At 75.1% G+C, this 23,558-nt stretch carries 16 protein-coding genes and 1 pseudogene; 7 read left to right on the forward strand and 10 right to left on the reverse strand.

Going from position 1 to position 23,558, the window contains the following annotated elements; all coding sequences use genetic code 11:
• The first annotated feature begins 111 nt into the window (after positions 1 to 111).
• Positions 112 to 708: a hypothetical protein gene (locus tag IPO09_11510; protein ID MBK9517964.1), complete on the forward strand. Its 597-nt coding sequence runs from the start codon at positions 112 to 114 to the stop codon at positions 706 to 708.
• 60 nt (positions 709 to 768) lie between these two features.
• Here IPO09_11510 and IPO09_11515 read toward each other — a convergent pair whose 3' ends face one another.
• From IPO09_11515 to IPO09_11535, 5 genes are read right to left on the reverse strand one after another with little or no spacing between them, the layout of a single operon-like run.
• A complete protein-coding gene (locus IPO09_11515; protein MBK9517965.1) occupies positions 769 to 1,983 on the reverse strand; it encodes an ABC transporter permease in 1,215 nt (404 codons plus the stop codon).
• Complete coding sequence (locus IPO09_11520; protein ID MBK9517966.1) at positions 1,983 to 2,723, reverse strand: ABC transporter ATP-binding protein; 741 nt, start codon at positions 2,721 to 2,723, stop codon at positions 1,983 to 1,985. Before IPO09_11520 ends, IPO09_11515 begins: the two co-directional genes overlap by 1 nt.
• A 46-nt stretch (positions 2,724 to 2,769) precedes the next feature.
• Entirely contained in the window at positions 2,770 to 4,167 is a 1,398-nt protein-coding gene (locus IPO09_11525; protein ID MBK9517967.1) for an efflux RND transporter periplasmic adaptor subunit, read from the reverse strand.
• Positions 4,164 to 5,639: an efflux transporter outer membrane subunit gene (locus IPO09_11530; protein MBK9517968.1), complete on the reverse strand. Its 1,476-nt coding sequence runs from the start codon at positions 5,637 to 5,639 to the stop codon at positions 4,164 to 4,166. The genes IPO09_11525 and IPO09_11530 overlap by 4 nt, the downstream gene beginning before the upstream one ends.
• Positions 5,640 to 5,648: 9 nt before the next feature.
• The gene (locus tag IPO09_11535) at positions 5,649 to 5,798 is read right to left on the reverse strand and encodes a lmo0937 family membrane protein (GenBank protein MBK9517969.1); all 150 of its coding nucleotides are present in this window, start codon (positions 5,796 to 5,798) and stop codon (positions 5,649 to 5,651) included.
• 274 nt (positions 5,799 to 6,072) lie between these two features.
• Between IPO09_11535 and IPO09_11540 the strand changes: the two genes are divergently transcribed.
• The 3 genes from IPO09_11540 (at position 6,073) to IPO09_11550 (ending at position 8,040) form a co-directional block, all read left to right on the forward strand.
• Positions 6,073 to 7,209, forward strand: a complete 1,137-nt coding sequence (locus tag IPO09_11540; protein ID MBK9517970.1) for a nuclear transport factor 2 family protein — start codon at positions 6,073 to 6,075, stop codon at positions 7,207 to 7,209.
• Positions 7,210 to 7,329: 120 nt separating this feature from the next.
• Positions 7,330 to 7,698: a molecular chaperone DnaJ gene (locus IPO09_11545; protein MBK9517971.1), complete on the forward strand. Its 369-nt coding sequence runs from the start codon at positions 7,330 to 7,332 to the stop codon at positions 7,696 to 7,698.
• A 120-nt stretch (positions 7,699 to 7,818) separates the two neighbouring features.
• Positions 7,819 to 8,040: a hypothetical protein gene (locus tag IPO09_11550; protein ID MBK9517972.1), complete on the forward strand. Its 222-nt coding sequence runs from the start codon at positions 7,819 to 7,821 to the stop codon at positions 8,038 to 8,040.
• A gap of 22 nt (positions 8,041 to 8,062) precedes the next feature.
• Here IPO09_11550 and IPO09_11555 read toward each other — a convergent pair whose 3' ends face one another.
• Together IPO09_11555 and hflX are read right to left on the reverse strand one after the other, a co-directional pair.
• A complete protein-coding gene (locus tag IPO09_11555; protein ID MBK9517973.1) occupies positions 8,063 to 10,450 on the reverse strand; it encodes a DNA polymerase II in 2,388 nt (795 codons plus the stop codon).
• Between the two features lie 40 nt (positions 10,451 to 10,490).
• Positions 10,491 to 11,902, reverse strand: a pseudogene (gene hflX, locus IPO09_11560) (GTPase HflX).
• A gap of 87 nt (positions 11,903 to 11,989) precedes the next feature.
• Between hflX and IPO09_11565 the strand changes: the two are divergent.
• Both IPO09_11565 and IPO09_11570 read left to right on the forward strand, forming a co-directional pair.
• A complete protein-coding gene (locus tag IPO09_11565; GenBank protein ID MBK9517974.1) occupies positions 11,990 to 12,148 on the forward strand; it encodes a hypothetical protein in 159 nt (52 codons plus the stop codon).
• 184 nt (positions 12,149 to 12,332) lie between these two features.
• A complete protein-coding gene (locus IPO09_11570) occupies positions 12,333 to 15,926 on the forward strand; it encodes a hypothetical protein (protein ID MBK9517975.1) in 3,594 nt (1,197 codons plus the stop codon).
• Positions 15,927 to 16,025: 99 nt separating this feature from the next.
• Here IPO09_11570 and IPO09_11575 read toward each other — a convergent pair whose 3' ends face one another.
• Entirely contained in the window at positions 16,026 to 19,949 is a 3,924-nt protein-coding gene (locus IPO09_11575; GenBank protein MBK9517976.1) for an SEL1-like repeat protein, read from the reverse strand.
• Between the two features lie 69 nt (positions 19,950 to 20,018).
• Positions 20,019 to 20,189 carry a hypothetical protein gene (locus IPO09_11580; GenBank protein ID MBK9517977.1) on the reverse strand — a complete coding sequence of 57 codons (171 nt, stop codon included), beginning with the start codon at positions 20,187 to 20,189 and terminating at the stop codon, positions 20,019 to 20,021.
• A 220-nt stretch (positions 20,190 to 20,409) separates the two neighbouring features.
• On the opposite strand from IPO09_11580, the gene IPO09_11585 reads away from it, so the two are divergent.
• Positions 20,410 to 22,113 carry a TIGR03768 family metallophosphoesterase gene (locus IPO09_11585; GenBank protein MBK9517978.1) on the forward strand — a complete coding sequence of 568 codons (1,704 nt, stop codon included), beginning with the start codon at positions 20,410 to 20,412 and terminating at the stop codon, positions 22,111 to 22,113.
• Between the two features lie 151 nt (positions 22,114 to 22,264).
• On the opposite strand, the gene IPO09_11590 is transcribed toward IPO09_11585, so the two are convergent.
• Positions 22,265 to 23,251 (reverse strand): NAD(P)-dependent alcohol dehydrogenase, encoded by a 987-nt coding sequence (locus tag IPO09_11590; GenBank protein ID MBK9517979.1) that lies wholly within the window; start codon positions 23,249 to 23,251, stop codon positions 22,265 to 22,267.
• Positions 23,252 to 23,558: the final 307 nt, after the last annotated feature.

Consider the following 23,558-nt stretch of genomic DNA (forward strand, 5'->3'; position numbering starts at 1 on the left):
CCGGCCGCCCACCGCGGCGCCACTCCCACACCCACCCACGCCGGCGCCATGACGGACCGCGCCGGACCTGTCAGCGTGGCCGCTCCACCAGCGACGAGGGGCCCCGGACACATGTGGTTCCTGCTCTTCAGCCTGGGCGCCGTCCTGCTCGGCGCCGTCGGACTGCCCGCGGCGCGGCGCCTGCCGGCGGCGCCGCCGCCCGAGGCGCTGGTGGCCTGCTACTTCCTCCTGGCCGCGCTCCTCCGGCTCCTGGTGCGCAACGCCCGCCTGGCCGCCCACGCCCGGAAGGCCCGCACGCTGGCCAGGCGCAAGGCGGACAAGCCCGGCACCTTGATGGGCGAGCTCGGCCTCGGCGTCGGGCGCGGCGCGCTGCAGGCGGTGGGCGGCGACGTGCTCGGGGCCGGGCTCTCGCTGGCGACCGCCCTGCTGCGGGGCGCCGCCTCATCGCTCTCGGCCCCCCCGCCCCCGCAGCGGGAGCGGCGCCGGGCCTCGCGGTGGGAGCAGCTCAAGGCCGCCGGCTGCATCGCCGGCGTGGGGGTGGTGTGCGCCGGGGTGGCGTGGGAGCCCCTGGTGCACCGGCGCCTGGTGCGGGCCGCTGAGGCGGCGGTGCAGGCCGGTGGGCAGGCGACCGCGACCCCGACCCCGACCCCGACCCCGACCCCGACCCCACCCCCACCCCCGGATCCCCCCGCATCGCTGGACCTCTGACCGCCCCCACCTCCTCCCCGCGGCCCCTGCCGCGGCCAGGGCGAGCAGGCGCGCCGGCACCTACTCGTGCCGCAGGGCCACGATGGGATCCATCCGCGCGGCGCGGCGCGCCGGGAAGTAGCCGAACACCACGCCGATGCCCGCCGAGAAGACCAGCGAGAACAGGTTGATGGAGAGGCCGAAGACGAACGGCACCTCCATCCAGCGCGCCAGCCCGAAGGAGGCCGCGGTGGCGATGACGATGCCCACCAGGCCGCCCAGGGCCGACAGCACCACCGCCTCGATGAGGAACTGCAGCAGCACCTCGCGCTCCAGCGCGCCGATGGCCAGGCGCAGGCCGATCTCGCGGGTGCGCTCGGTCACGCTCACCAGCATGATGTTCATGATGCCGATGCCGCCCACCAGCAGGCTCACCGCCGCCACGGCGCCCAGCAGCGTGGTCAACACCTTGGTGGTGCTGGACAGGGTCTCGGCCAGCTGCTGCGTGTCGAAGACGTTGAAGTCGTCGTCGTCGCCCTCGGCCAGCTTGCGCCGCTCGCGCAGCAGCTGGCGCAGGCTGGCCTTGAGCGGACCGCTGTCGCTGCCCTCCTGCATCGACACCAGCAGCGTGCCGACCTTGCGGGTGCCGGTGACCCGGCGCTGCAGCGTGTGCAGCGGCACCAGCACCACGTCGTCCTGGTCGCCCATGCCGCCCTGGCCCTTGGAGGCCAGGATGCCGATCACGTCGCAGGAGAACTGCTTGACCCTGAGCTGCTGGCCCAGGCCGGTCACCCCCGCCGTGCCCCCGTAGAGCTCGCGCCGCACCGTCTCGCCGACGACGCACACCGCCGCCCCGGCGCGCTGCTCGTCGGGCTCGAAGGCGCGCCCGGCGGCGAGCTTCCAGTTGCCCGTGTCGAACCAGGCGTTGCTGCTGCCGGTCACGCCGGTGGCCCAGCTGCGGCCGTTGGCCACCACCGTGACGCTGGTGGTGCCCTGGGGCGCCACGGCGGCCACCCCGCCGATCTGCGCGGCGATGGCCTCGGCGTCGGCCTCGGTGAACTGCGGCACCCCGTGTCCGCCACCCCCGCCGAAGCCGCGCTGGCCGGGCCGCACCATCAGCAGGTTGGTGCCCAGGCTGGAGATCTGGGTCTGGATGGCCTGGGTGGCGCCGTTGCCCAGCGTCACCATGGTGATCACCGCGCTCACGCCGATGACGATGCCGAGGATGGTGAGGAACGAGCGCAGCAGGTTGCGCTGCACCGACCGGATCGCCAGCAGGAAGACGCTGAGGAGCATCAGGCCCCCTCCGCCATGGCCGGCTCGGGCGGGGCCGCCGTGACCGGGTGCAGGTTCTCGGTGGAGGCGGCGATGGTGCCGTCGACGAAGTGCACCATGCGCCGCGCGTAGGCCGCCATGTCGGGCTCGTGCGTCACCATCAGCACGGTGATGCCGTGGTCCCGGTTCAGCGCCAGCAGCAGGCCCATGATCTCGTGGCTGCGCCTGGTGTCGAGGTTGCCGGTGGGCTCGTCCGCCAGCACCACCGCCGGCGCCGTGACGATGGCCCGCGCGATGGCCACCCGCTGCTGCTGGCCGCCCGAGAGCTCGGCCGGCGCGTGGTGCTCCCAGCCGCCCAGGCCCACCGACCGCAGGGCCGCGGCGGCGGCGGCGCGGCGCACGCCGGCGGCGTCGCCGCGGTACAGCAGCGGCAGCTCGACGTTCTCCTGCGCCGAGGTGCGCGCCAGCAGGTTGAAGCCCTGGAACACGAAGCCCAGGTAGCGGCGCCGCAGCCGCGCCCGCTGGTCGCGCGACAGGGCCTCCACGTGCGCCCCCTGGAACAGGTACTGCCCGGCGGTGGGGGTGTCCAGGCAGCCGAGGATGTTCATGGCGGTGGACTTGCCCGAGCCGCTCGGCCCCATGATGGCGACGAACTCGCCGGCCGCCACGTCGAGGTCGATCCCCTTGAGCGCCAGCAGCTCGGACGCGCCGCTGCCGTAGCGCTTGGTGACGCCGCGCAGCCGGATCAGCGGCTCGCTCACGGCCCGCCTCGTGGGCCGGCGCGCCGCGGCGAGAGCGCCGCCGCCCTCATCGCGCCGTCCGCTGGTTGGTGATGACCAGCATCCCCTCGGTCAGGTCGCCGCCCGTGATCTCGGTGAGGTGCCCGTCGCTCAGGCCCGGCGTCACGGCCACCGGCACCGGGGCGCCGTCCCGCAGCGTCCACACCTGCCTGGCCGCGGTGGTGCTGGCCCCGTCCGCGGCCGGCCGACGGGTGCGGTTCCCGGGCATGCGCGGCGTCAGGCCGGAGAGCACGCCGCCCTTGGCCGCGCCCGGGGCGGACGCGGCCGTGGCGGCCGTGGGGGTGAAGCGCAGCGCCGCGTTGGGCACCAGCAGGACGTCCGGCAGGTGCGTGGCGGTGATGGTGGCGGTGGCCGTCATGCCCGGCCGCAGGCTCAGGTCGGCGTTGTCGACGTCGAGGTAGGTGAGGTAGGTGACCACGTTGTCGGTGATGGTCGAGCCGAAGCCCACCCGGGTGATGCGGGCCGGGAAGGCGCGGCTCAGGAAGGCGCTGACGGTGAAGGTGGCGTCCTGGCCGACCTTCACCGCGCCGACGTCGGCCTCGTCCACGTAGACCCACAGGCGCAGCCTGGTCAGGTCCTCGGCCACGGTGAAGAGGGTCACCGCCTGCAGCGAGGCGGCCACCGCGTTGCCGGGATCCACGCTGCGGGTGAGCACCACGCCGTCCTCCGGGGCGGTGATGGAGGCCTTGGACAGGCTGGTCTGGTCGGTGGAGAGCGCCGCCTGCCCCTCGCTGACGCCGGCGCGGGCGCTGCGGTCGTCGGCGACGGCGCGGGCCAGGGTGGCGCGCCCGGTGTCGAGCTCGGCCTCGGATGGCACCTTGCCGCCGGAGAGCCGGGCCACCTCCTCCAGGCGGGCCAGGCCGGCGCGCGCCTCGATCACCGTGGCGCCGGTCTGCGCGACCTTTCCCCGGGCCGCCGCCAGGGAGGCCCTCGAGCGCAGCACCTGGTCGCCCAGCCTGGAGGTGTCGAGCTCCACCAGCACCTGGCCCTTGGTGATGCGGTCGTTGACGTCCACGTTGACCTTGAGCACCGTGCCCGAGAGCTCGCTGCCGATGCTGATCGAGCGGGTGGGCTGGAGCGTGCCGTTGGCGGTGACCGTGAGGGTGAGCGGACCGCGCGCCGCGGGCTGCGTCGTGTAGCTCGGCGCCGCGCTGGCCGCGCTGCGCCAGCGCCAGAGCCCGACGCCCCCGGCGGCCAGCAGCAGGGCGGCCGTCGCCATCCAGGTGGTCGGCCGGCGCCACCAGGCGCGCGCGGCCGGCTCGTCCAGCAGCGCGGCCAGGTCGCCGGGGGGCGCGGGGGGCGCCGCCGGAGGTGCGCCGGGGAGCGCCGGCGGGGGCGCCGCCGGGGACCTGGCGGCGGACGCCGCAGGCGGGGAAGCGGGGGGCGAGGCGAGGTCGTTGGTCATGGGTCGGTGCGCCGTGGGCTGGATGGGTCGTCGCCGGGGCCGGCCGGAGGGGTGGCGTCCGCTCGCTGCCAGCCGCCCCCGAGGGCCTTGTAGAGGCGCACGTGATCGGCGCTCAGCTCGGCCTGGGTGCTGGCCACGCCGTCCTGGGTGGTGAGCAGCGAGCGCTGCGTCTCCAGCACGGTCTGGAAGTCGACCAGCCCGCTCTTGAAGCGCTGCTTGGCCAGCAGGGCGGCCTGCTCGGCGGACGCCCTGGCGCCCTGCAGGTGGATCAGGCGCTGGCGGTTCCCGCGCAGCGAGACCAGGGAGTCCTCCACGTCCTGCAGGGCCGTCAGCACCACCAGCCGGTAGGCCAGCCGCGCCTGCTCGAGGGCCGCGTCCTGGGAGCGCACCCGGGCGCGGGCCGCGCCGCCGTCGAGGAGCGGCACCGACACGCTCCCGAGCAGCGCCCCCACCACCGCGGCGCCGCCGGTGAGCGCGCTGAGCGCCACCGCGCTCACCCCCAGCGAGCCGCCGAGCGTGAAGCTCGGGTAGCGCGCCGCCTCCGCCTGCGACAGGCGGGCCAGCGCGGCTCGCACCTCCTGCTCGGCCGTGCGCACGTCGGGGCGCTGGCGCAGCGTCTGGGCCGGGATGTCGAGGGCCAGGTCGGCGGGCGGCGCCGGCACGGGCACCTCGACCTCCAGCTCGGCCTGCCGGGCGTCCGGCGCCTGCCCCGTCAGCACCGCCAGGGCGTGTCGGGCCCGCGCCACGCTGGTCTCCAGGGCGGGGATCTGGGCCTGGGTCTGCTCGGCCGCGGTGCGCGCCTGCGCCAGCTCCAGCGAGGTGACCAGCCCGGCCTGCAGCCGCCAGTCGGTGATCTGCACCGTCTCCTGCTGGCTGGCGAGGTTGCTGCGCGCGATGGCCAGGCGCGCCTGGTAGCCGCGCAGCTGCACGTAGTCGACGGCCACCTCGGCCGCCACCGAGACCTGGGTGGCGGCCAGGCGCGCGGCGCTGGCCTGGGCGTCGGCCTCGCTGGCCTTGAGGGCGCTGCGCCGGCCGCCGAAGACGTCCGGCTCCCAGGTGGCGTCGAAGCCGGCCTGGAAGGTGTTGCCGGCCGGCGCGTCCCCCACCTTGCTGCGCCTCGCCGAGGCCGACACGCCCAGCGTCGGCGACAGGCCGGCGGCCTCGACGTCGCGCAGGGCCCGCGCCCGGCGCAGCGCGGCCTGGGCGCCGAGCACCGTGGGGTTGGCGTCGAGCGCCTCGGCGACCAGGGTGGTGAGCAGCGGGTCGTCGAAGCGCTCCCACCAGCTGGCCAGGGCCGTGGCGTGCCCCGGTCCGGCGCCCTGCGACCACTGCGCCGGCGGCTCCAGCTCCGGACGGGCCGACGGTCGGCCGGACGCCCCAGCGCACGCGCCCAGCGCGACGGCCAGCGCCAGGGTCAGGACGGCGCCCAGGGCCCGAGGCCCGGGGTGCCGGGGGCGAGCCCGGGGCGGCATGTCGGCCGGTCAGGTCAGGCGGCGGCCCTGGATGAGCTGGATCAGCACGACCACCACGGCGACCACCAGCAACACGTGGATGAAGCCACCCATGGTGGTCGAGGTCACCAGGCCGACGGCCCAGAGCACGAGCAGGATGATTCCGATGGTCCAGAGCATGGCGTCTCCCTTGAGGTTCGAGGCTCCAGGGAGCATCGGCCGTGCCGCGCGCTGCGAGGCCAGGACCCCCCTGGTTCCGGGGGCCTGCTGGCGCGGGGCCCCGGTCAGGGGCGTTCGCCCACCCGCCCGGACGTTCGCGAACGGGAGGCGGGTGGCCGCCGGCGACCGCCCTCGACAGGCTGGCGGCCGGGTGAAACCATGGGTGGCACCTGGCCGCAGCGCCACCTCGACTCCTCGAGCGCGACGGCGGCCAGGACGGGACAGGTGCCGACGGATGGACCCCAGCGACCAGCAGGCCCTCCGGCAGCTCCTCGACGACTACCTGCGGGCGTACGCCGCCCGCGACGACCGCCTCACCGCCTCCTTCAGCGAGGACTTCTCCGGCTTCACCGGCGGCGGCGAGGAGCTGGTGAAGGACCGCCAGGCGTGGGTGGCCATCACCCGCCAGGACTTCGCCCAGGTCCGGGATCCCCTCCGCCTCGAGGTCAAGGACGTCTCGCTCCAGTCGCTGGCGGAGACGGTGGCCGTCGCCACCGCCTTCTTCTCGATCCACCTGCCCATCCAGGACCACGTCCTGTCGCGCGAGACCGCCCGCCTGGTGCTGGTCTTCCGCCGGGAGGCGGCCGGCTGGAAGATCTCGCACAGCAGCATCTCCATCCCCTACCACCTGGTGCGCGAGGGCGAGGTCTACCCGCTGCAGGAGCTGACCACCCGCACCCAGGTGCTGGAGCAGCTGGTGGCCGAGCGGACCCAGCAGCTCTCCGAGGCCAACGCCGTGCTGGCGCGGGAGATCGCCGGGCACCAGCAGACCGAGGCCAAGCTCCGGGAGAGCGAGGCGCTCTACCGGTCCATCCTGGACGCCTCGCCCGACGACATCACCATCGCCGACCTCGAGGGCCGGGTCCTCCTGGTCTCCTCGGGGGCCGTGCCCATGTTCGGCGGCGAGTCCGCGGCGCAGGGCACGGGGCGCCGGGTCACCGACTTCCTGGTCCCCGAGGACCGGGCGCGCGCCATGTCCCGGGTGGCCCTCCTGCTCCAGGGCGTCGCCCCGGGCCCGAGCGAGTACCGTGGCCTGCGGCTCGACGGCACCACCTTCGACCTCGAGGTCAACAGCGCCCTCCTCCGCGACGCGGAGGGGCGGCCGTCCAAGCTCGTGGTGGTGGCCCGCGACGTCACCGCGCGCAAGCAGACCGAGGCCGCCCTGCAGCAGGCCGTCGCCCAGATCAAGACGCTGCACGGCCTGCTCCCCATCTGCATGCACTGCAAGAAGATCCGGGACGACCAGGGCCAGTGGAGCCCGGTGGAGGTCTTCGTCCGCGAGCGCACCGACGCCGAGTTCAGCCACGGCCTCTGCCCGCAGTGCCTGGCGGCCAAGTACCCGGACCTCACCCCGGGCGAGGGGGAGCCCTGAGGCGGGCGCGGCGCGGCGCCCCGTCTGCCGGGAGCGCCGGGGAGCGGCGGGTGCTACAGATCCACCCCATGAGCGCGAACCGGCCGGCCCCAGACGACGCGACGCCGCAGCGAGCCTCCCATGGAGGGTGATCCCTGCCGGATGTGCGGTGGAGACGGGCGCGTCGACAACGCCCTGGGCGGCACCTCGGCCAGGTGCCCCAGCTGCCACGGCTCGGGCCGGCGCGCCGAGCTGTACTCGGGCTTCCACGACGTCACCAAGACCAAGCCGTCGCACCACCTGGCGCCGGCCCAGGCCTCCAGCGGCCCGCAGGGGCCGGTCACCCCTGAGGCGGTGCAGCTCGCCGGCGAGGTGAGCGCCAGCACCACGCTCGCCGAGGACGCCAAGAAGCGGCTGCTGGCGGAGATCGTGAACCACGAGAGCACGCACGGGCGCTGCACCAAGACCTTCCTCAAGAAGGTCCGCAAGCTGGCCCGGCCGGCGGGGTAGCCCGCGGGCGCAGGGCCTGGCTGCCCCTTGCGTCCCGGGGGCGCTTGCCCGCATACTGCTCGGATGTTCAGCCCCGCCGCCGCACCGCCCCTCCCCCGCCACGCCGGCGCAGCCTGAGCCATGGTCGACCGCCCGGCCGTCCGGCTCGACCACCCCACCCTCGAGCACGCCATCCTGCAGCTCGAGGCCCGCCTGCAGGCCGTCGTCACCTACGGCGCCGGCGGCTGCCCGACCTGCCACGACGCCGAGCTGCGCGGCGGCATCGCCATCCTGAGGCGGCTGCTGGAGCCGGCGGCCGTGGCGGCGACCTCCGCGGTGGCGTCGAGGCTGCGCCGGCGGTGAGGCCACGCGGCCCTGGCGCGCCTCACGACCCGAACAGCCCGAGCTGGGCCGTCCCACCGAACCAGGGGCGGGCGTCCCAGCCCCGCGCCTCGGCGACGGAGCGGGCGATCGGCAGGAGCTGGCGCTCCAGGTAGTGCTGGTAGTCGAGCCGCGCGCCGGAGCGCGCCTCCACCGGCTCCGCGCCGGCGCGGGTCATGACGTAGGAGATCCGGCCGCGCTGGCCCTTCCAGCCGAGGAGCCGCGCCGCGCGCACCTGCGGGGACTCGGTGCCATAGTCCTCGGCCGGCCGCCGGAGCGACCGCCGGTACACCAGCTCGGCGTCGAGCGAGCCGCCCTGGAGGCGGGTCACCAGGTCCCGGCAGAAGCCGGCCACCTCCGCCTCGCCCGCGTCGGCGAAGGCCCGGGCCAGCAGCTCGACCTGGAACCGGCGCGCCAGCGGCGTGAAGTCGCTGCGCGCCGCCTCCATGCCCTTCACCTCCACCTCGGCCGCCCCGCCCGGGCCGAGCCGCAGCCCGGCGTAGCCCTTGGCGCGGCCGCGCCCCTCGCCGGTGTGGTCGTGCTTCAGCCGGGGGATGAAGAAGCGCCGGTAGGCCTTCTCGCAGCGGATCCTGAGGTGCGAGGGGACGTCGTGCTCCCGGCGGATCCGCCCGGTGAGGGCGGCGTTCAGTTCGTCCGCCGCGCGGGCGCCGAAGGCCGCCAGGTCGTCGAACCCCGCCTCGTCGCCCAGGCCCGAGAGCACGAAGACCGAGTCGGTGTCGCCGTAGAGCGTGCGCAGGCCCCGCTGCTCGAAGAAGTCGCGCGCCGCGGTGAGGAAGACCTTCCCGAACGAGGTGATGGCGCCGGCCAGCTCGGTGCGGGCGTAGCGGCAGCCGTCCGCGCCGAGCACGCCGTAGAAGGAGTTCTGCAGGATCTTGTAGACGTAGGCCGCCGTCTCGTCGCCCGCCGCGAGCGCCGCCTCGCGCTCCTCCGCGTAGCGCGTGATGATGGCCGGCAGGATCCCCGCGGCCCGCTCGAAGCGCGCGCCGTTGGGGGCCACGAGGTCGTCGGGGGCGGGCGCCCGCTGGTCGGCCCGGGCGTGCGCCAGCGGGTCGATGTTGAAGGTCCGGATGAGGGACGGGTACAGGCTGCGGAAGTCGAAGACCAGCACGTTGGGGAAGAAGCCCGGCAGCGCCTCGAGGACCGTGCCGCCCGCCGCCCCCGAGACGCGCCGCTCGGCGCGGGGCGGCGGCAGGACGCGGCGCGACCGCAGCTCGGCCGCGTAGATGCGCTCGAAGGCCGGGATGCTGGTCCAGGCGAGCTCGAGCGAGACCCCGGTCAGCGCCGCGCGCCTGGCGGTCAGCGCGTCGAGCCCGGTCCTGGCGAGGATGCGCAGCACCAGCTCCGAATCCCGCAGGCAGTAGGCGCAGAAGGTGATGGGCTCCTCGCGGCGGAGCCGGTCGAGCTCGTCCAGCTTGGCCAGGCCCCGCGCGGACACCGTCTTGCCCTCCCCGAGCACGGCGCGCGCCACCGCCTCGAGGGAGAGGTCGTCGAAGCGCTCCCCCGAGGCGCGCACCAGGCGCATGGCGTCGAGCACGGCGCGCCCGGACACCTGGAAGGCCGCCCGGCGCCCCTCGCGGTCCAGCAGCGACGCCTCCTCCGCGGTGCGCCCCACGTCGAACGGCAGGCCGTGGGCCGCGTAGCGCTTCGCCAGCACGCGCAGGTCGAAGTCGATGACGTTCCACCCGGTGATCACGTCCGGGTCGCGGGCCAGCAGGCGCCTCGCCAGCGCCGACAGCAGGGCCGCCTCGGTCGGGAAGGAGGCCACCTCGGGCACGCCCAGCGGCGGGCCCACGAACAGCACCTCCCCCGCCCCGCCGGCACCGGCCAGCGAGACCGCGACCACCGTGCCGGCGCGATCGGTCTCGATGTCGAGCGCCAGCCACGCCAGCGGGGTGGAGGCGCGGCAGGGCCCGAGGGTGGGCTCGACGAACACCGCGTCGACCCGCCGCCCCGGCGCGGCGCGGCCGCGGATGGCCACCGGGCCGTGCAGCCCGAGCGCCAGGAGCGCCTCGGCGGCCCGGGGCCGCTCCCGCACCAGCACCGGCAGGTGCGCCGCCGCCAGCGCCAGCTCCGCCCCGTCGAGCGCGGCGTGCCCCACCTCCAGCCGGGCCAGCGCGGCGCCCGGCAGGTCCGACCAGGGCTCGGGGTCGAGGGAGGCGCCGCCCAGGCACGCCAGCGCGGCCGGGCCGTGCTCCCAGGGCAGGTACAGCGCGGGCCGCGGCGCCGGCACCACCGCGGCGAAGCTGCGCCGGTCGTCGAGCCGCCCGGTCAGGAAGATGCGCCCGGCCGCGCCCGCGCCGCGTGGCCCGGCGGAGCGCGCCTGGCGCCCCTCCTCCCAGGCCGCCACGATGAAGCCCTGCACCTCCTCCATCCGCGGAGCTTACTCCGTGGGGGCGGGCCTGCCCGGCTCCTCAGCCCTGGAAGGCGCGCGTCAGCCTGGCGATGACGCCGGGCGTGGAGCGCACCCGTACGCTGCGGCCGGCCTCGTCGAAGGTCTCGGAGAGGACGCGGGCCGTCTCGTACACCTCGCCGATGCGCCCCTGGCTCGAGTAGGGGATCACCAGCTCGGCCTCGACCATCTGCGCCTCGAAGAAGTCGAGCACCGACTGCCGGAGCGCGGCCACGTCCTCCGGCACGTGGGCCGAGAGCTGGATGGCCCCTGGGAACCGCGCCGCCAGCGCCAGCCGCGCGGCCTGGTCGAGCCGATCGACCTTGTTGAGCAGCAGGAGGCTGGGCACCTCGGCCGCGCCGATGTCGCGCAGCACGGTCCGGGTGACCTCGAGCTGGGCCTGGCAGGTCGGGTCCGAGGCGTCCACGACGTACAGCAGGAGCGAGGCCTCCAGCGCCTCGTCGAGGGTCGAGCGGAAGGAGGCCACCAGGTCGTGCGGCAGCTGGCGGAGGAAGCCCACCGTGTCCGACACCAGCACCCGGGGGCGGGACTCCGGCTGCAGCGCCCGCACGGTGGTGTCGAGCGTGGCGAACAGGCGGTCCGCCACCAGCACCTCGCTGCCGGTGAGCGCCCGCATCAGCGACGACTTGCCCGCGTTGGTGTAGCCCACCAGGGCCACGCGCAGCTGGTCGCGCCGGGCGAAGCGGCGGTGGTCCTGCTCCCGCTGGACCGCGGCCAGCCCCTCGGCCAGCTCCGCCAGCCGGTCGCGGATCTTGCGCCGGTCGAGCTCCACCGCCGAGTCGCCCGACCCCCGCCCCTGCTGGCGCTCCGACCGGCCCGCCGACTCCCGCAGGCGGGGCGCCAGGTACTTGAGCCGGGCGATCTCGACCTGCATGCGCGCCTCGCGGCTGCGGGCGTGGCGGTGGAAGATGTCGACGATGACGCCGGTGCGATCGAGCACCAGCGCGCCGGTGGCCTTCTCCAGGTTGCGCAGCTGGCCCGGCGAGAGCTCGTGGTCCACCACCACCACCGTGGGCTTCTCCCCGGCCACGGCCAGCGGCTCGGCGCCGGCGGCCTCCTCCTCCTCCGGGCCGTCGGCCTCCTGGGGGCGCCGCCAGCCTCGGCGGCCCCTTCCTCCTCGGCCCCCGCCTCCCAGCGCTCCCTGGCCTTCGAGGTGCGGTCGGCGGCCCCCGAGGCGATGACGCCCGGGCCCCCGGTGAGCCGGGCCAGCTCCTTCAGCTTCCCGCTGCCCAGCACCGTGCCTGCGCCGGTGGTGGTGCGCCGCTGGCTGAGCGTGGCCACCGTCTCGTAGCCCAGCGTGTTCACCAGCCTGCGCAGCTCGGCCAGGTGGGTGGCGTGCTCCAGATCCGACGCGTCGGGGAGCTGGACGCCGACGAGGACCGCCCTGGGCCGATCGGCGAGGTTGTTCGACATGGGGGGTGCTCGTAGCAGATCCGGCGGGTCGGCGCGCGGGCGGGCAGCTTCAAGGCCGCCGAGGCCCGCTACACCGCCAGCGACCAGGTGAACAGGAAGGACCTGAAGCGCTGGCTGGCCAAGGCCCGGGACATCCAGTGGGACCACCAGCACATGGTCCGGCGGAAGGGGAAGCTGGAGCGGCTCAGGTGGGATCCGGCGCTCGCTGCCCTCTCGGTCCCCCGTAAGGTCTCCGCGGCTCGCTGACCCGCCCAGGGTCGACAGGCCAGCCCAGGCCGAGCGGTTCAGCGCGGCAGGACCGGACGGTGGCGGGATTCGAGGTGCCCTGGGCACGCTCCGTGTCACAATGGTGTCTCCCGGGCGCCTACGACATCAGACCCCGCATCGGCCGAAGCGAGGTCTGTGGTCCCTTGGGCCCCGAAGGGCTGCCGTGCCCCACGCCGTCCAGCAGCGCCGCCTGCGTCCGGCGCCTTTCGAATCGCATCGCTCCTGCCGCGAGGCCATGGTGCCGAACCACTCGAAGCGCAGCCTCACCTTCCTCGGCATGCTGCTCTGCGCGAGCTGTGGCTCGGGATCCACGGCGCGACCGGAGGCCACCGGGGTCCAGCTGTCGCCCGCGCGGGTCTCTCTCCAGCCCGGGGCGTCTCTGCGCTTCCAGGCCACCGTGCTGGGACCTGCGGGGATCTCGCAGGCGGTCGCGTGGACCCTGCTCCCCGCGCCCGGGGGCCTCCCGGCGGCCGGGTGGATCGATCCCGACGGCACCTATCATGCGCCCCTGGTGGTCGCCTCCGTCACCGAGACGGTGCGGGTCACCAGCGTGGCCACCCCAGCGGTCACCGCCACGGCCGAGGTCGTGCTGCCGGCCCGGACTGTCATCGTGAGCCCCTGGTCCGCGCAGGTCGAGGTCGGCGGCTCGGTCCAGTTCACGGCGGCCGTCGCCGGGCTGGTCGACACCAGCGTCACCTGGGAGACCGATGCGCCCGGCAGCCCCATCAGCGCGGGCGGGCTGTTCACGGCGGGCCCGGAACACGCCCAGCACAGCTGGACCATCTGGGCGCTCAACGCCGTGGGGGAGGCGGGCGCCGGCCTCCTCACCGTGGGCAGGAACCCCCCGATCCTCACCCATACCTCTGGCCCGGCCGCGCCTGGCGACGTGATCACGCTCCACGGGCAGGAGCTCGACACCTGGCAGGAGATGGTGGTGGCCTTCACCGATGCCCTGGGAGGTGAGGTCCTGACCGGGGGCATCCCAGCCGAGGATGGCCGCTCCATCACGACGCGCGTGCCAGTGGGAGCGGCCAGCGGCCCGGTGCGAGTCGAGGCTCCCGTCGCCTCGAGTCCGACCCACTTCGAGAGGGCTCCGGCCCTCCGCCTGCGCCTCCAGGAGCAGGTCCTGGCTCCCGGCCAGTCCACCACGGTGCAGCTCGCCCTCCTCGGAGCGGCCGGGGTGCCGACCACCGTGGTGGCGGAGCTGGGCTCCATGGCCGGGATGACCTACCAGGCCCCCACCTCCGTGGCTGGCCCCGTGTTCGACACCATCCGGGCCTGCCTCACGGGCACCAGCCGCTGCACCTCCGCCACGGTGGAGATCAGGCCCGTGGTCGCCGGCCCCGCACCCCTGGTGGTTGCCAGCGGCGGGTCGATCCAGCTCGAGCTCCGCGGCGCAGGTGGCCCGGTCGGCGCGACCTTCGGCCTCCGCAGCGGCCCCGGGTTCGTCAGTCCCGGGGGGCTCTACCAGCCTGGCGCCGAACCGTTTCAGGAGGGTCCAGCGCTCCTCCAGGCCACCTGGGCCGGCGGCACCGAGACGCTGGAGGTGGGCGTCCTTGGAGTCGGTCCAGGGCTCGTCTCCCGGCTCTCCGATCCAGTCGACCACCGGCCTGCGCTCCCAGCGGGCACGCCGCTCGGCGGCAGCTGGGCGGACGCCGTGGCGGTCGCTGGGCACCTGGCCTACGTCGCCGCAGGGCCACCGGAGGTCACGGTCTGCGAGCCGATCGACTGCCCGATCGTCCGCCCGGATGGCTCGCCGGAGACCTGGTGGATCGACGTGTACGACCTGTCGGACCCGCTCCGACCTCGCTGGCTCGGCGCGAGCGAGTCGGCGACCCACCCGCAGCAGCTCTTCGTCGCCGGTGGGCTCCTCCTGGCCTGGTCTTCGAAGGACACCACCGCGAGGGCCTGGTCCGACAGCCACGGGTTCCTCGCGGTCGGTCCGCCGACGCTGGCGGTCTATGATCTCACGGGTGGTCTCCCCGCGCTGCGAGCCCGCTGGGTCGCGCCGACCTACACGGCAGGACCACCGCTGGCGGATGGCGCCTCGCTGCTGCGCTTCCAGTACCCACCGATCCCGTACGGCCAGAGCCGGCCGGAGACCGTGCAGATCTCCGCCTCCGACCTGGCCGGTGACCCCGCGGTGGAGACCTGGAGCAGGACCGCCACCTTCTCGCCAGGCTGCCGACCCATGGGGGCCCCCACGGCTCGAGGAAGTCGGCTCTACGCGCAGGCCGAGTGCGGCAATGGGTACCCCCCCTTCACGTACGAACTCTTCGCCTGGGACCTCGCCAGCGAGCCCCCCGCGCTCCTCGGCCGGACCCCGCTCCCGCCCTGGTGGGGCGCCGGACTCCTCAGCCTCCTGGAGCAGGACCTCCTGGTGACGTGGAGCTCCTACCTGCGGATCTACGGCCTCGGGTCGGGGCTCCCCACGCTCAGGGCCGAACGGCCCTTCGGTTCGCTCACGCCACCGATCCCCGGCCCGCAGGGGCGCTGGCTCTTCTCCGGCGGCTTTCCGCCATTCGAAGGGGACCACGGGCAGGTGTTCACCGGGAATCCTGGACTCGACGTTCTTCAGGTTGACCTGACCGACCCGGCCGCGCCAAAGGCGGTCGCCTCGACCTTCGGCACGAGCCTTCCCCGGTCGGGCGCCGCGCTGGCCGGGAGCGTGGCGCTGATCGCGGAGGGGCTGGCGGGCGTGGGCATCTACGACCTCTCCTCGGCCGGAGGGCCGGTCCGAAACTCCGTCTTTGGTCAGGATAGCTCGCTCTGCGGCCTGCACGTCTCCTCGGCCGTCGTCGCCTCCGGCTACCTCTGGACCAGCGGCGACGGATTTTTCTCGCAGATCTCGGCCTGTGAGGGGCCGTTCCCTTTCCTCGCCGCCCACGATTTGGGTGCCCCAGGCCGCCCGGTGCGGCCCCTGGCGTGGCGGCGGGTCGAGTGGTTCGTGCCGCACACCGGGGTCATCGCCGCCTGGCCCGGCGGTCTCCTGTATGCCTACGGGGCCTCGCTCGAGATCATCTCGCTGGCCGATCCCGCGCAACCGGACCTGCTGGGGGCGCTCGATCTGGACCTCCACGCCCTCGCCGCCGAGGGCGCGCTCGCCTGGGGTGGAACCGCCGACGGGCGCCTCGTGGCCATCGACCTCACCGATCCCAGGCTGCCGACCGTGGTCGGAGAGGTGGACCTCGGCCTCCCGGTGGCAGCCGTGGAGCTGCTCGGAGGAGGCCGACTCGCGGTCGCGCTGGCCTGGGGAGGTGACGGAGACCTCGTCCTCGTGGACGGCTCGACGCCGACCGCTCCCTTCGTCCTCGCCCGGGCGGGGATCGGAGAGGCGGTCTACGCCTTGGACACCCACGGGACACTCGCCGCGCTCACCACCGACACCAGCCTGCTGGTGCTCAACCTGGTCGACCAGGCACGCCCTGCGCTGCTCGGCAGCGTGACACTCCCCTCGCCGGTACCCTTCGCGGAGGTATACGAACCCGGCCGCGGTCGGGCCGTCGCGTTCCACCAGGGCCTCGCATGGGTCGGGACCTGGGCTGGGCGTGGCCTGGTTCGCGGGTACGACCTCGACGTGCCTGGGTGGCCCCGCCTGGTCTCCACCATTCAGGCCGAGGAGGCCTCCCATGTCGGTGCGCTGACGCCCTTGGGCGGCTCGCTCCTCGTGAGCGGTGGCGGCACGGTCGAGGTCGACGTCTCCCGGCCTGGCAACGTGGTGAGGAGCCTGGCATCGCCGCGGGACTTGCAGCGCTGAACGGCTCGCGCCCAGCGAGGCGAGCGCGCCGAACCAGTACCCGGCGGATGGTGAGGAGGGTCTGAGCGGGGCGGCCCGGCGCCGCGCCCGACCATCCGCCTAGGGCCGCTCCGCGAGGTGGAAGCGCTCGACCCGGCCTCGCCGCGCCAGCGCCGCCGCCACCTCCGGCCTGGCCAGGAGGGCCCGCTTGGCGGCGCGCCAGCTGGCCGTCGTCGGCGTCGCGGGCTGCTCGTCGAGGGCCTGCGCATAGAGCAGGGCGCCGGATCGCTCGGAAGGGGTCTCCAGCCGCTCCAGGTAGACCGCGGCGGCCGCGTCGAGCGCTCCGAGGACGACCAGCGCGCGCTGCCAGGTCGACAGGGCGTCGACGCGGTGCGCCTCCAGGTAGTCCTTGGCCGAGGCCACCGTGGCGGCGTCACCGAGCTGATGGGCGGCGATGAGGCGGACCATCTCGAGCTGCATCCGCCCGTAGGGGCTGAGGCCCCCGATGCCCCGGATGGCCCGCAGGGCTTCCGTGGGCTGGCCGAGCCTGCAGCGAAGGAAGGCGTGGTTGATGGCGACGCCCACGTCTGGCTGGCCTCCCGGTCCAGGCGCCGCGGCCAGGCCAAGCGCCAGGCCGGCCTCCTCGGGGCGCCCGAGCGCCTCCAGGGTGGTGCCGCGAGCGTTCTGGAGCCAGGCCGCCTGCTCGCCGGCGTCGGTGTAGTGCCCGCGCGGCACGCCCATGAGGGCGAGCGCCCGGTCCGCCTCCTCGAGCGCCTCCCGCTGGCGGCCGGCGTCCGCCAGCCCATCGACCAGCGCCACGACGGGCCGCAGCGAGCGCGGCTCGCGCTCCACCGCGGCCCTCAGGCGGCCCAGGTTGCGGGCCTTGGCCGCCTCGACGTCCAGGCGCGCCGGCGCCCTCGCCACCAGCGCCTCGCAGGCCGCGTCCACCCTGAGCGCGGCCAGCTCGTAGGGGTCGAGGACCCGGCCCACCACCTCCTCGGCGCGGTCGAGCCGGCCCTGAGCGCAGAGCGCCACCACCAGGTCGGCCCACTGGCTCCCGTCGTCGTCCTCGGGCACCCAGCCCGCGTCGAAGAGCGCCTCCAGGAGCCGCGACCGGGCGCCGGTGTCCGGGAGGCGGGAGGCCGCGCGGAGCAGGCGGCGGACGCCGGACTCCTGGACCTCGTCCAGCGAGGACCGGTGGGTGCCGGCGAAGGTGGTGAGCGCCTCCACCGCCTCCGCCGCTCGAGGCGCCCCTGGCCCGGCGGTGAAGCCGAGGAGCCCGCAGCCTCGCGGGTCTCCGAGCCGGCACGCCTTGAAGCTGAGGTCAGCGGCGCGTGCCTGGTCCTCCGGGACCCCCTCGCCGCGCAGGTGCACCAGCGCCACCAGGAAGCAGGCGGCCGGCCCATCCTGGTCGCAGGCCACCTCGACGGGGCCCCACTCCGCCGCCGCCGCGGGGGCGGCGCCGGCACCGGCCACCAGCAGCTGCGCCACCTGGTAGCAGGAGGGTGCGAAGCCCTGCGCGCAGCCCTGGAGCTGGAGCGCGCGCGCCCGCCCGGCGTCCTCCCGCGCGGCGCCACCCACCTCGTGCTGGAGGCCGAGCTCGAAGCACCCCTGGGGCGTGCCGAGGCGGCAGGCCTTCTCGTAGAGGACGAGGGCCCGGGCCTTGTTCACCGGGAGGCCGGCCCCGCGCATCAGGTTGTTGCCCAGGTTGGAGCAGGCCCGGCCGTTGTCGAGCTGGCAGCCCCGCGCGTAGAGCGCGTTGGCCATCGCCCAGTCCTGCGGGACGGCCTGCCCGCTCTCGTGGGCGTAGCCGAGGTTGTTGTACCCGAGGCCGGAGCCGAGCTCGACGGCGCGCCGGTAGAGCAGGAGGGCCCGGGCCTGGTCCTTGGGAACCCCCTCGCCGTGGTCGAGCTGGTGGGCCAGGCCGGCGCAGGCGTCGCCGTGGCCGAGCGCGCAGGCGCGCTCCTGGTGGCCGGCGGCTCGCCCCGCATCCCTGGGCACGCCCTTGCCGTGCAGGTGTGCGATCGCCAGGTTGTTGCAGCCCTCGGCCGAGTCCAGCCGGCAGGCCTCCTCGTAGCGCTCGTTGGCGGCCGCGAGATCCACCGCCCTGCCACGGCCCAGCTCCGCCGCGGCCCCCAGGCGGCTGCAGGCGTCGCCGTCCCTCATCTGGCAGGCCTTGGCGTAGAGCGCGTTCGCCAGGTCCCAGTCCTGCGGCACGCCCACCCCCCTCGCGTGGAGGCTGCCCTGGTTGCGGCAGGCAAAGGCCGTGCCCAGCTCGCAGCCGCGACGATGGAGCTCGAGCACCCGGGTCGGGTCCCTGGGTAGGCCCTCGCCCCGCTCCAGGTGGACGCCCAGGTTGGAGCAGCCCGATCCCTCCCCCAGGTCGCAGGCCCGCTCGAAGAGGCGGACCGCCCTTCCGAGGTCCTTGGTCACGCCGCGACCGCTCGAGTAGCTGAGCCCCAGCTCGCTGCACCCGGCGCCGTCCTCCCGCTGGCAGGCCCGCTCCAGGAGCTCGTTGCCGCGGGCCGTGTCGAGCGGCGCGCCGGTCCCCTTCACGAGGCGTTGCCCGAGGCTGCTGCAGGAGGCGGCGTGGTCCAGCCGGCAGCCGCGCTCGAAGTGGGCCAGGGCCTTCGACGCGCCGTCGGGGGCCTGCTCCTCGACGAGGCCGAGGTTGCGGCAACACCAGCCCTCCCCTGCGCTGCAGGCCTGCTGGTAGAGCTCCCTGGCCTTGGCCGGGTCGGCGGCACCTCCAGCGGCCGTCTCGAGCGCGTAGGCGAAGCTACCGCAGGAGCTCGCGTTGCCCAGGCGGCAGCCGCGCTCGAACAGCGCCCGGACCCGGCCCGGCTCGACGGGTCGGCCGCGTCCACTGGCGCCGGCGCGGCCCGCCTCCAGGCAGCCGAGGGCGTACCCCAGCTCGCAGGCGCGCTCGAAGCGGCTGAACGCCTTGTCAGGGTCGAGCTCGACGCCGCGGCCGCGCCGCAGGGCGTCGCCCAGGTTGGCGCAGCCCATCCAGGAGCCGAGATCGCAGGCGCGCTCGAAGTGGCCCATGGCGGCGGCCGGATCGGCCGGGGGCACCAGGCCGCGCTGCACCGCCACCCCCAGGTTGTTGCAGGCCGCGCCGCTCCCGGCCCGGCAGCCCCGCTCGTGGAAGGTCAGGGCGGTGGCCGCGCGCCCGGCCCGGTCGGGCCCCTGCTCCAGGAGGAGGCCGAGCTCGGTGCAGGCGGTGCCGGCGCCGAGTTCGCAGCCCTTGCCCCAGGCGTCGATCGCCTCCGACCGCTCCGCCTCGGTCGGCTCTCCCTGGTACAGCGCGCCACCCAGGGCCGTGCAGGCCGGGCCGTCGCCAGCCTGGCAGCCCTCGCGGAAGAGCCTCAGCGCGGTGGCCAGCGCACGGGCCACCGCGGCCTCGTCGCGCAGCGCCGCGCCGAGCAGGAGGCAGGCCTGGCCCGAGCCGAGCGTGCACCCGCGCTCGAAGAGGTGCGCCGCCCTGGCCGGGTCCGCAGGGGTGCCCGTGCCGTCGCGCAGGTTCATGCCGAGGTCGGCGCAGGCGGCGCCGCTCCCGAGCTCGCAGCCCTCCTCGTAAAACCGGTTGGAGCTGGCCTCGTCCCTGGCCACGCCCCGACCGATCTCGAGGCTGTGCCCGAGCCAGGCGCAGGCGTCGCCGCTCCCCGCCGCGCAGCCCTGGTGGAGGTAGGCGTTGGCGCTGGCCCTCGCCTCCTCGCTCGTCGGGTCCTGGTGCGCGACGGCCGCCAGCGCCAGGCAGGCCTGGCCGGCGCCGAGGCGGCACGCCTCCCCCAGCAGCCGCCCGGCCAGCGCCGAATCCTGCGGCACGCCGTCGCCCCTGGCGTGCTGCCAGCCGAGCCGCTCGCACGCCGTGGCGCTGGCGCAGGGCAAGGGGCTGGGCTCGGCCGGCGACGCCGCGGGCGCGGCGGCCACCGGTGACGCGGACCCACCGGAGGCGGCGGCGCCACCCGCGCCGAGGAGGAGCGCCGCCAGGCCCAGGCAGGGCACGCGCCGGAGGAGGTAGGACAGGGCGTGCGCCTGCATGGACGCGGATGATTGCACTCCTGGTCCGCGCACGCCAACGCCATGGCCGCGGGACGGGGGAGGGAGCGCTCACGACCTCTTCGCGGCGAAGGCCCCGGCGGTCTCGATGAAGAGCCTCAACGGCCCGGAGCGCTGCGACCGGTGCTCCACCAGGCCCATCGCCAGCCCGCCGTGGTTGGCGAGGTACGAGGGGGCCGCCACCACCACGAAGCGGAAGGCGCCGGTCAGGCGCACCTGCACCGCCAGCGACCCGGGGGCCGAGGAGACCTGCGCGCAGGGTCGCGCCTACACCTGGCGCGGATGATCGTGGTTGAGACGGCCCGCGCTGGCCCGCGCGCCTGCCGTGGCTCTCAGGGCGCCGCGGGCGGCGCCTCGTGGCAACCCTGGCCCCACGTTGGCTGGCGCGGGCGTTGCACGACCTGGCGTCGGCCCGGTGGTGGTGACGAGAGGCGGTGCACACATGCTCGCAGGTCGCGCAGGGTTCCAGCTGGTGCTGGCCGGAGTCCTCCTCGCCGGCGCGAGCGGCTGCACCGGTGGCGAGGCGCGCACCCGCCCGCCGGTCGCCTACCCGAACGCCCCGGAGGTCCTCACCACGCGCCAGCGGATCGTCCTGCCCGACGCCAGCCCCTGGGGCGCGCCGACCATCTTCCCCCACGAGCTCTCCAGGTACGAGGCGGCAGGCTACGGCACCTGGCGCCTCGCCGCGGGGTACGACGCCGGGCGCCGGCTGGACCTGATGCCGCCCGGCTACACCGGCGCCCAGGTCAGCGGGGCCGCTCGCCTGGCCAGCCTCTTCGCCTTCTCCGACATCCACGTCGGCGACGAGGAGTCGCCGGCGCAGGCCGTCAACTTCGGCTGGCAGGGTGGCAGCTCCTCGGCCTACTCCGGGGTCATGCTCTACACGACGCAGGTGCTCGACGCGGCGGTCCAGACGGTCAACGCCATCCACCGCGAGCGGCCCATCGACTTCGGCCTGAGCCTCGGCGACGTCACCAACAACAACCAGCACGACGAGCTCCGCTGGTACCTCGACGTGATGGACGGCCGGGTGGTGCGCCCCGACTCGGGCGACGAGGACGACCCCATCCCCGGCCCGGGCAACGACCACCAGGACCCCTTCCAGGCCGCCGGGCTCGACCCGGCCATCGCCTGGTACCAGGTCCGCGGCAACCATGACGACCTGTGGATGGGGACGGCCCCGGTCACCGACCGGATCCGGGCGGCCTACACCGGCGACCTGATCCTCGAGCTCGGTGACGTCTTCACCGCACCGGAGGGGATCGAGAGCCACGGCTTCTACATGGGGGCCCTCGACGGTCGGACCCCCTTCGGCGACGTCTTCGGCGCCGGCCCGGTCGACACCTTCCCGAGCCCGCCACGGGTCCCGGCGGCCGACCCCGACCGGCGCCCGCTGAGCCGGCCGGAGTACCTGGAGGAGTTCCTCGGCTCCACGTCGCGCCCGGCCGGCCACGGCTTCACGGCCGACGCGGTCGCCGCCGACTCCGCCAGCTACACCTTCGAGCCCATGGCCACCCTGCCGCTCAAGGTGATCGTGCTCGACGACACCCAGCCGGCCGACGACTTCGCCCTCCACGGCCAGGGGTACCTCGGCGCCGACCGCCTCGCCTGGCTGCTGGCCGAGCTCGAAGCGGGCCAGGCCGAGGGGAAGCTCATGATCATCGCGGCCCATGTCCCGCTCACCTACGTCAACTGGCGGCGGGCGGCGCCCCTCCTCACCGCCGCCGAGATCGCCGCCAGGCTCAACGCGTACCCGAACCTGGTGGCCTGGCTCTCCGGCCACGTCCACCGCAGCAACGTCACGGCTCGGCCGTCGCTCGATCCGGCCCGCCCGGCCTCGGCGGGCCACGGCTTCTGGGAGATCTGGAACCCGTCGCTGCGTGACTTCCCGCAGCAGTTCCGCCTGATCGAGCTGGTCCGCAACTCCGACGCGACCCTCTCCATCTTCCTGACCAACGTCGATCCGGCGGTGGCCGAGGGCTCGCTGGCCGCCACCTCGCGGCGGTACGCGGTGGCCAGCCACCAGCTCTTCCGGGCCACCGTCGAGCCCGGGACCGGCGGGGCCTACAACGCCGAGCTCCTGAAGCCGCTCGGCCCCGCGCTGCGGGAGGCGCTGCAGGGGCTCGGGACGCCGCTGCCGCGTTGAGCTGGACCGTGGGGCCGAAGCGGCCATCTGGAGCGCCAGCGCCGCCGGGATGCGCAGGCCGGGTCTCGCGTCGCCGGGTGGCGGTGCGATGGGGGTGTCATGGTGTTCGCTCAGTCCCTGTGGCGGCGCGGGCCCGCCACCGGAGGCGTGATCACACCGTCACGACGACGTTCCCCCGCTTGTGCCCCGCGTCGACGTGGCGGTGCGCCTCGACCATCTCCTCGAACCGGTAGCGGCGATCGATGACCGGCCTGTACTGCCCGGCCTCGGCGAGGGTCGCCAGGAGGCGCAGGTCCTCCACGCCCCAGCTCACCACGCCCCCGATGACCTTCTTCGTCGTCGTGAGCGACACCCAGGGCGCCCGCAGCATCTCGGGGAGCGAGCCGAGGACCACGAGCAAGCGCCCCCCCTCGGCGAGCGAGCCTTCGCAGCGGGAGAAGGGCGCCGTGCCGGCCGTGTCGACGATGACGTCGTAGCGCGCGCCGCTCCGGGTGAAGTCCTCATTCGTGTAGTCGATCACCTGCTCGGCCCCGATGGAGCGCACCAGCTCGAGGTTGGCCGTGCTGCACACGCCGGTCACGCGCGCCCCGAGGTGCCGGGCGAGCTGGACCGCGGCGGTCCCCACCCCGCCCGAGGCGCCGACGACCAGCACCTGCTCTCCGCGCTGGAGCTTCGCCCTCCTGAAGAAGCTCAGCGCGGTCGTCCCGCCGAAGGACAGGGCCGCCGCCTCCTCGTGGCCGAGGCTGGCGGGCTTGAGCGCCACGGCCTCGTCCTTCCGGCCGTGCCCCTCCTCCGGCAGGCACCGGTACTCGGCGTGGCAGCCCATGCGCGTCCCGGTGAAGCCGAAGACCTCGTCGCCCACCTGGAACCGTGTGACCGCCTTCCCGGTCGCCTCGATCTGGCCGGAGAGCTCCGTCCCGAGGATCGGCTGGCGCGGCCCGGAGAAGCCGAGCGCCAGCCGGGAGAGGAGCCCGAAGCCTCTCGGGACGTCGAGGCTGCGGACCCTCCAGTCGCCGGCGGTGACGGTCGTCGCATGGACCCGGACGAGGACCTCGTGGTCCCCGGGCACCGGCTTCGGAACCTCCTTCAGCGTGAGGACCTCGGGCGGTCCGAACCGGTCGTACGTGTAGGCCTTCAGGAGTCCTCCCGCGTCACGGTCAGCCCGGCGCCCCCATCGGTCCTCGTCTGTAATGCGACCGCGCCGCGGATGACCTCCCACACCGAGTCTGCCCCTTCCGGGCCCTTCCGGCCCCGGGCCGTCCGCCCCCCACCGTCGGCGGGCGTGCAAGCGAGGTGAGGGTCATCGGCTGGCGATGGCCCCCGGATCCGACCTTCGCCCCGTGGACTGGCTGCCGAACCTGATCGCGGCGGGTGCCACCCAGCTGTCCGAGGCGTGCTGCTGCTGCGCTGGCGATGATGGGCCCCTGAGGGCGCCCGCGTCGTCG

The sequence above is a fragment of the Anaeromyxobacter sp. genome (assembly GCA_016718565.1).
Lineage (GTDB): Bacteria > Myxococcota > Myxococcia > Myxococcales > Anaeromyxobacteraceae > JADKCZ01.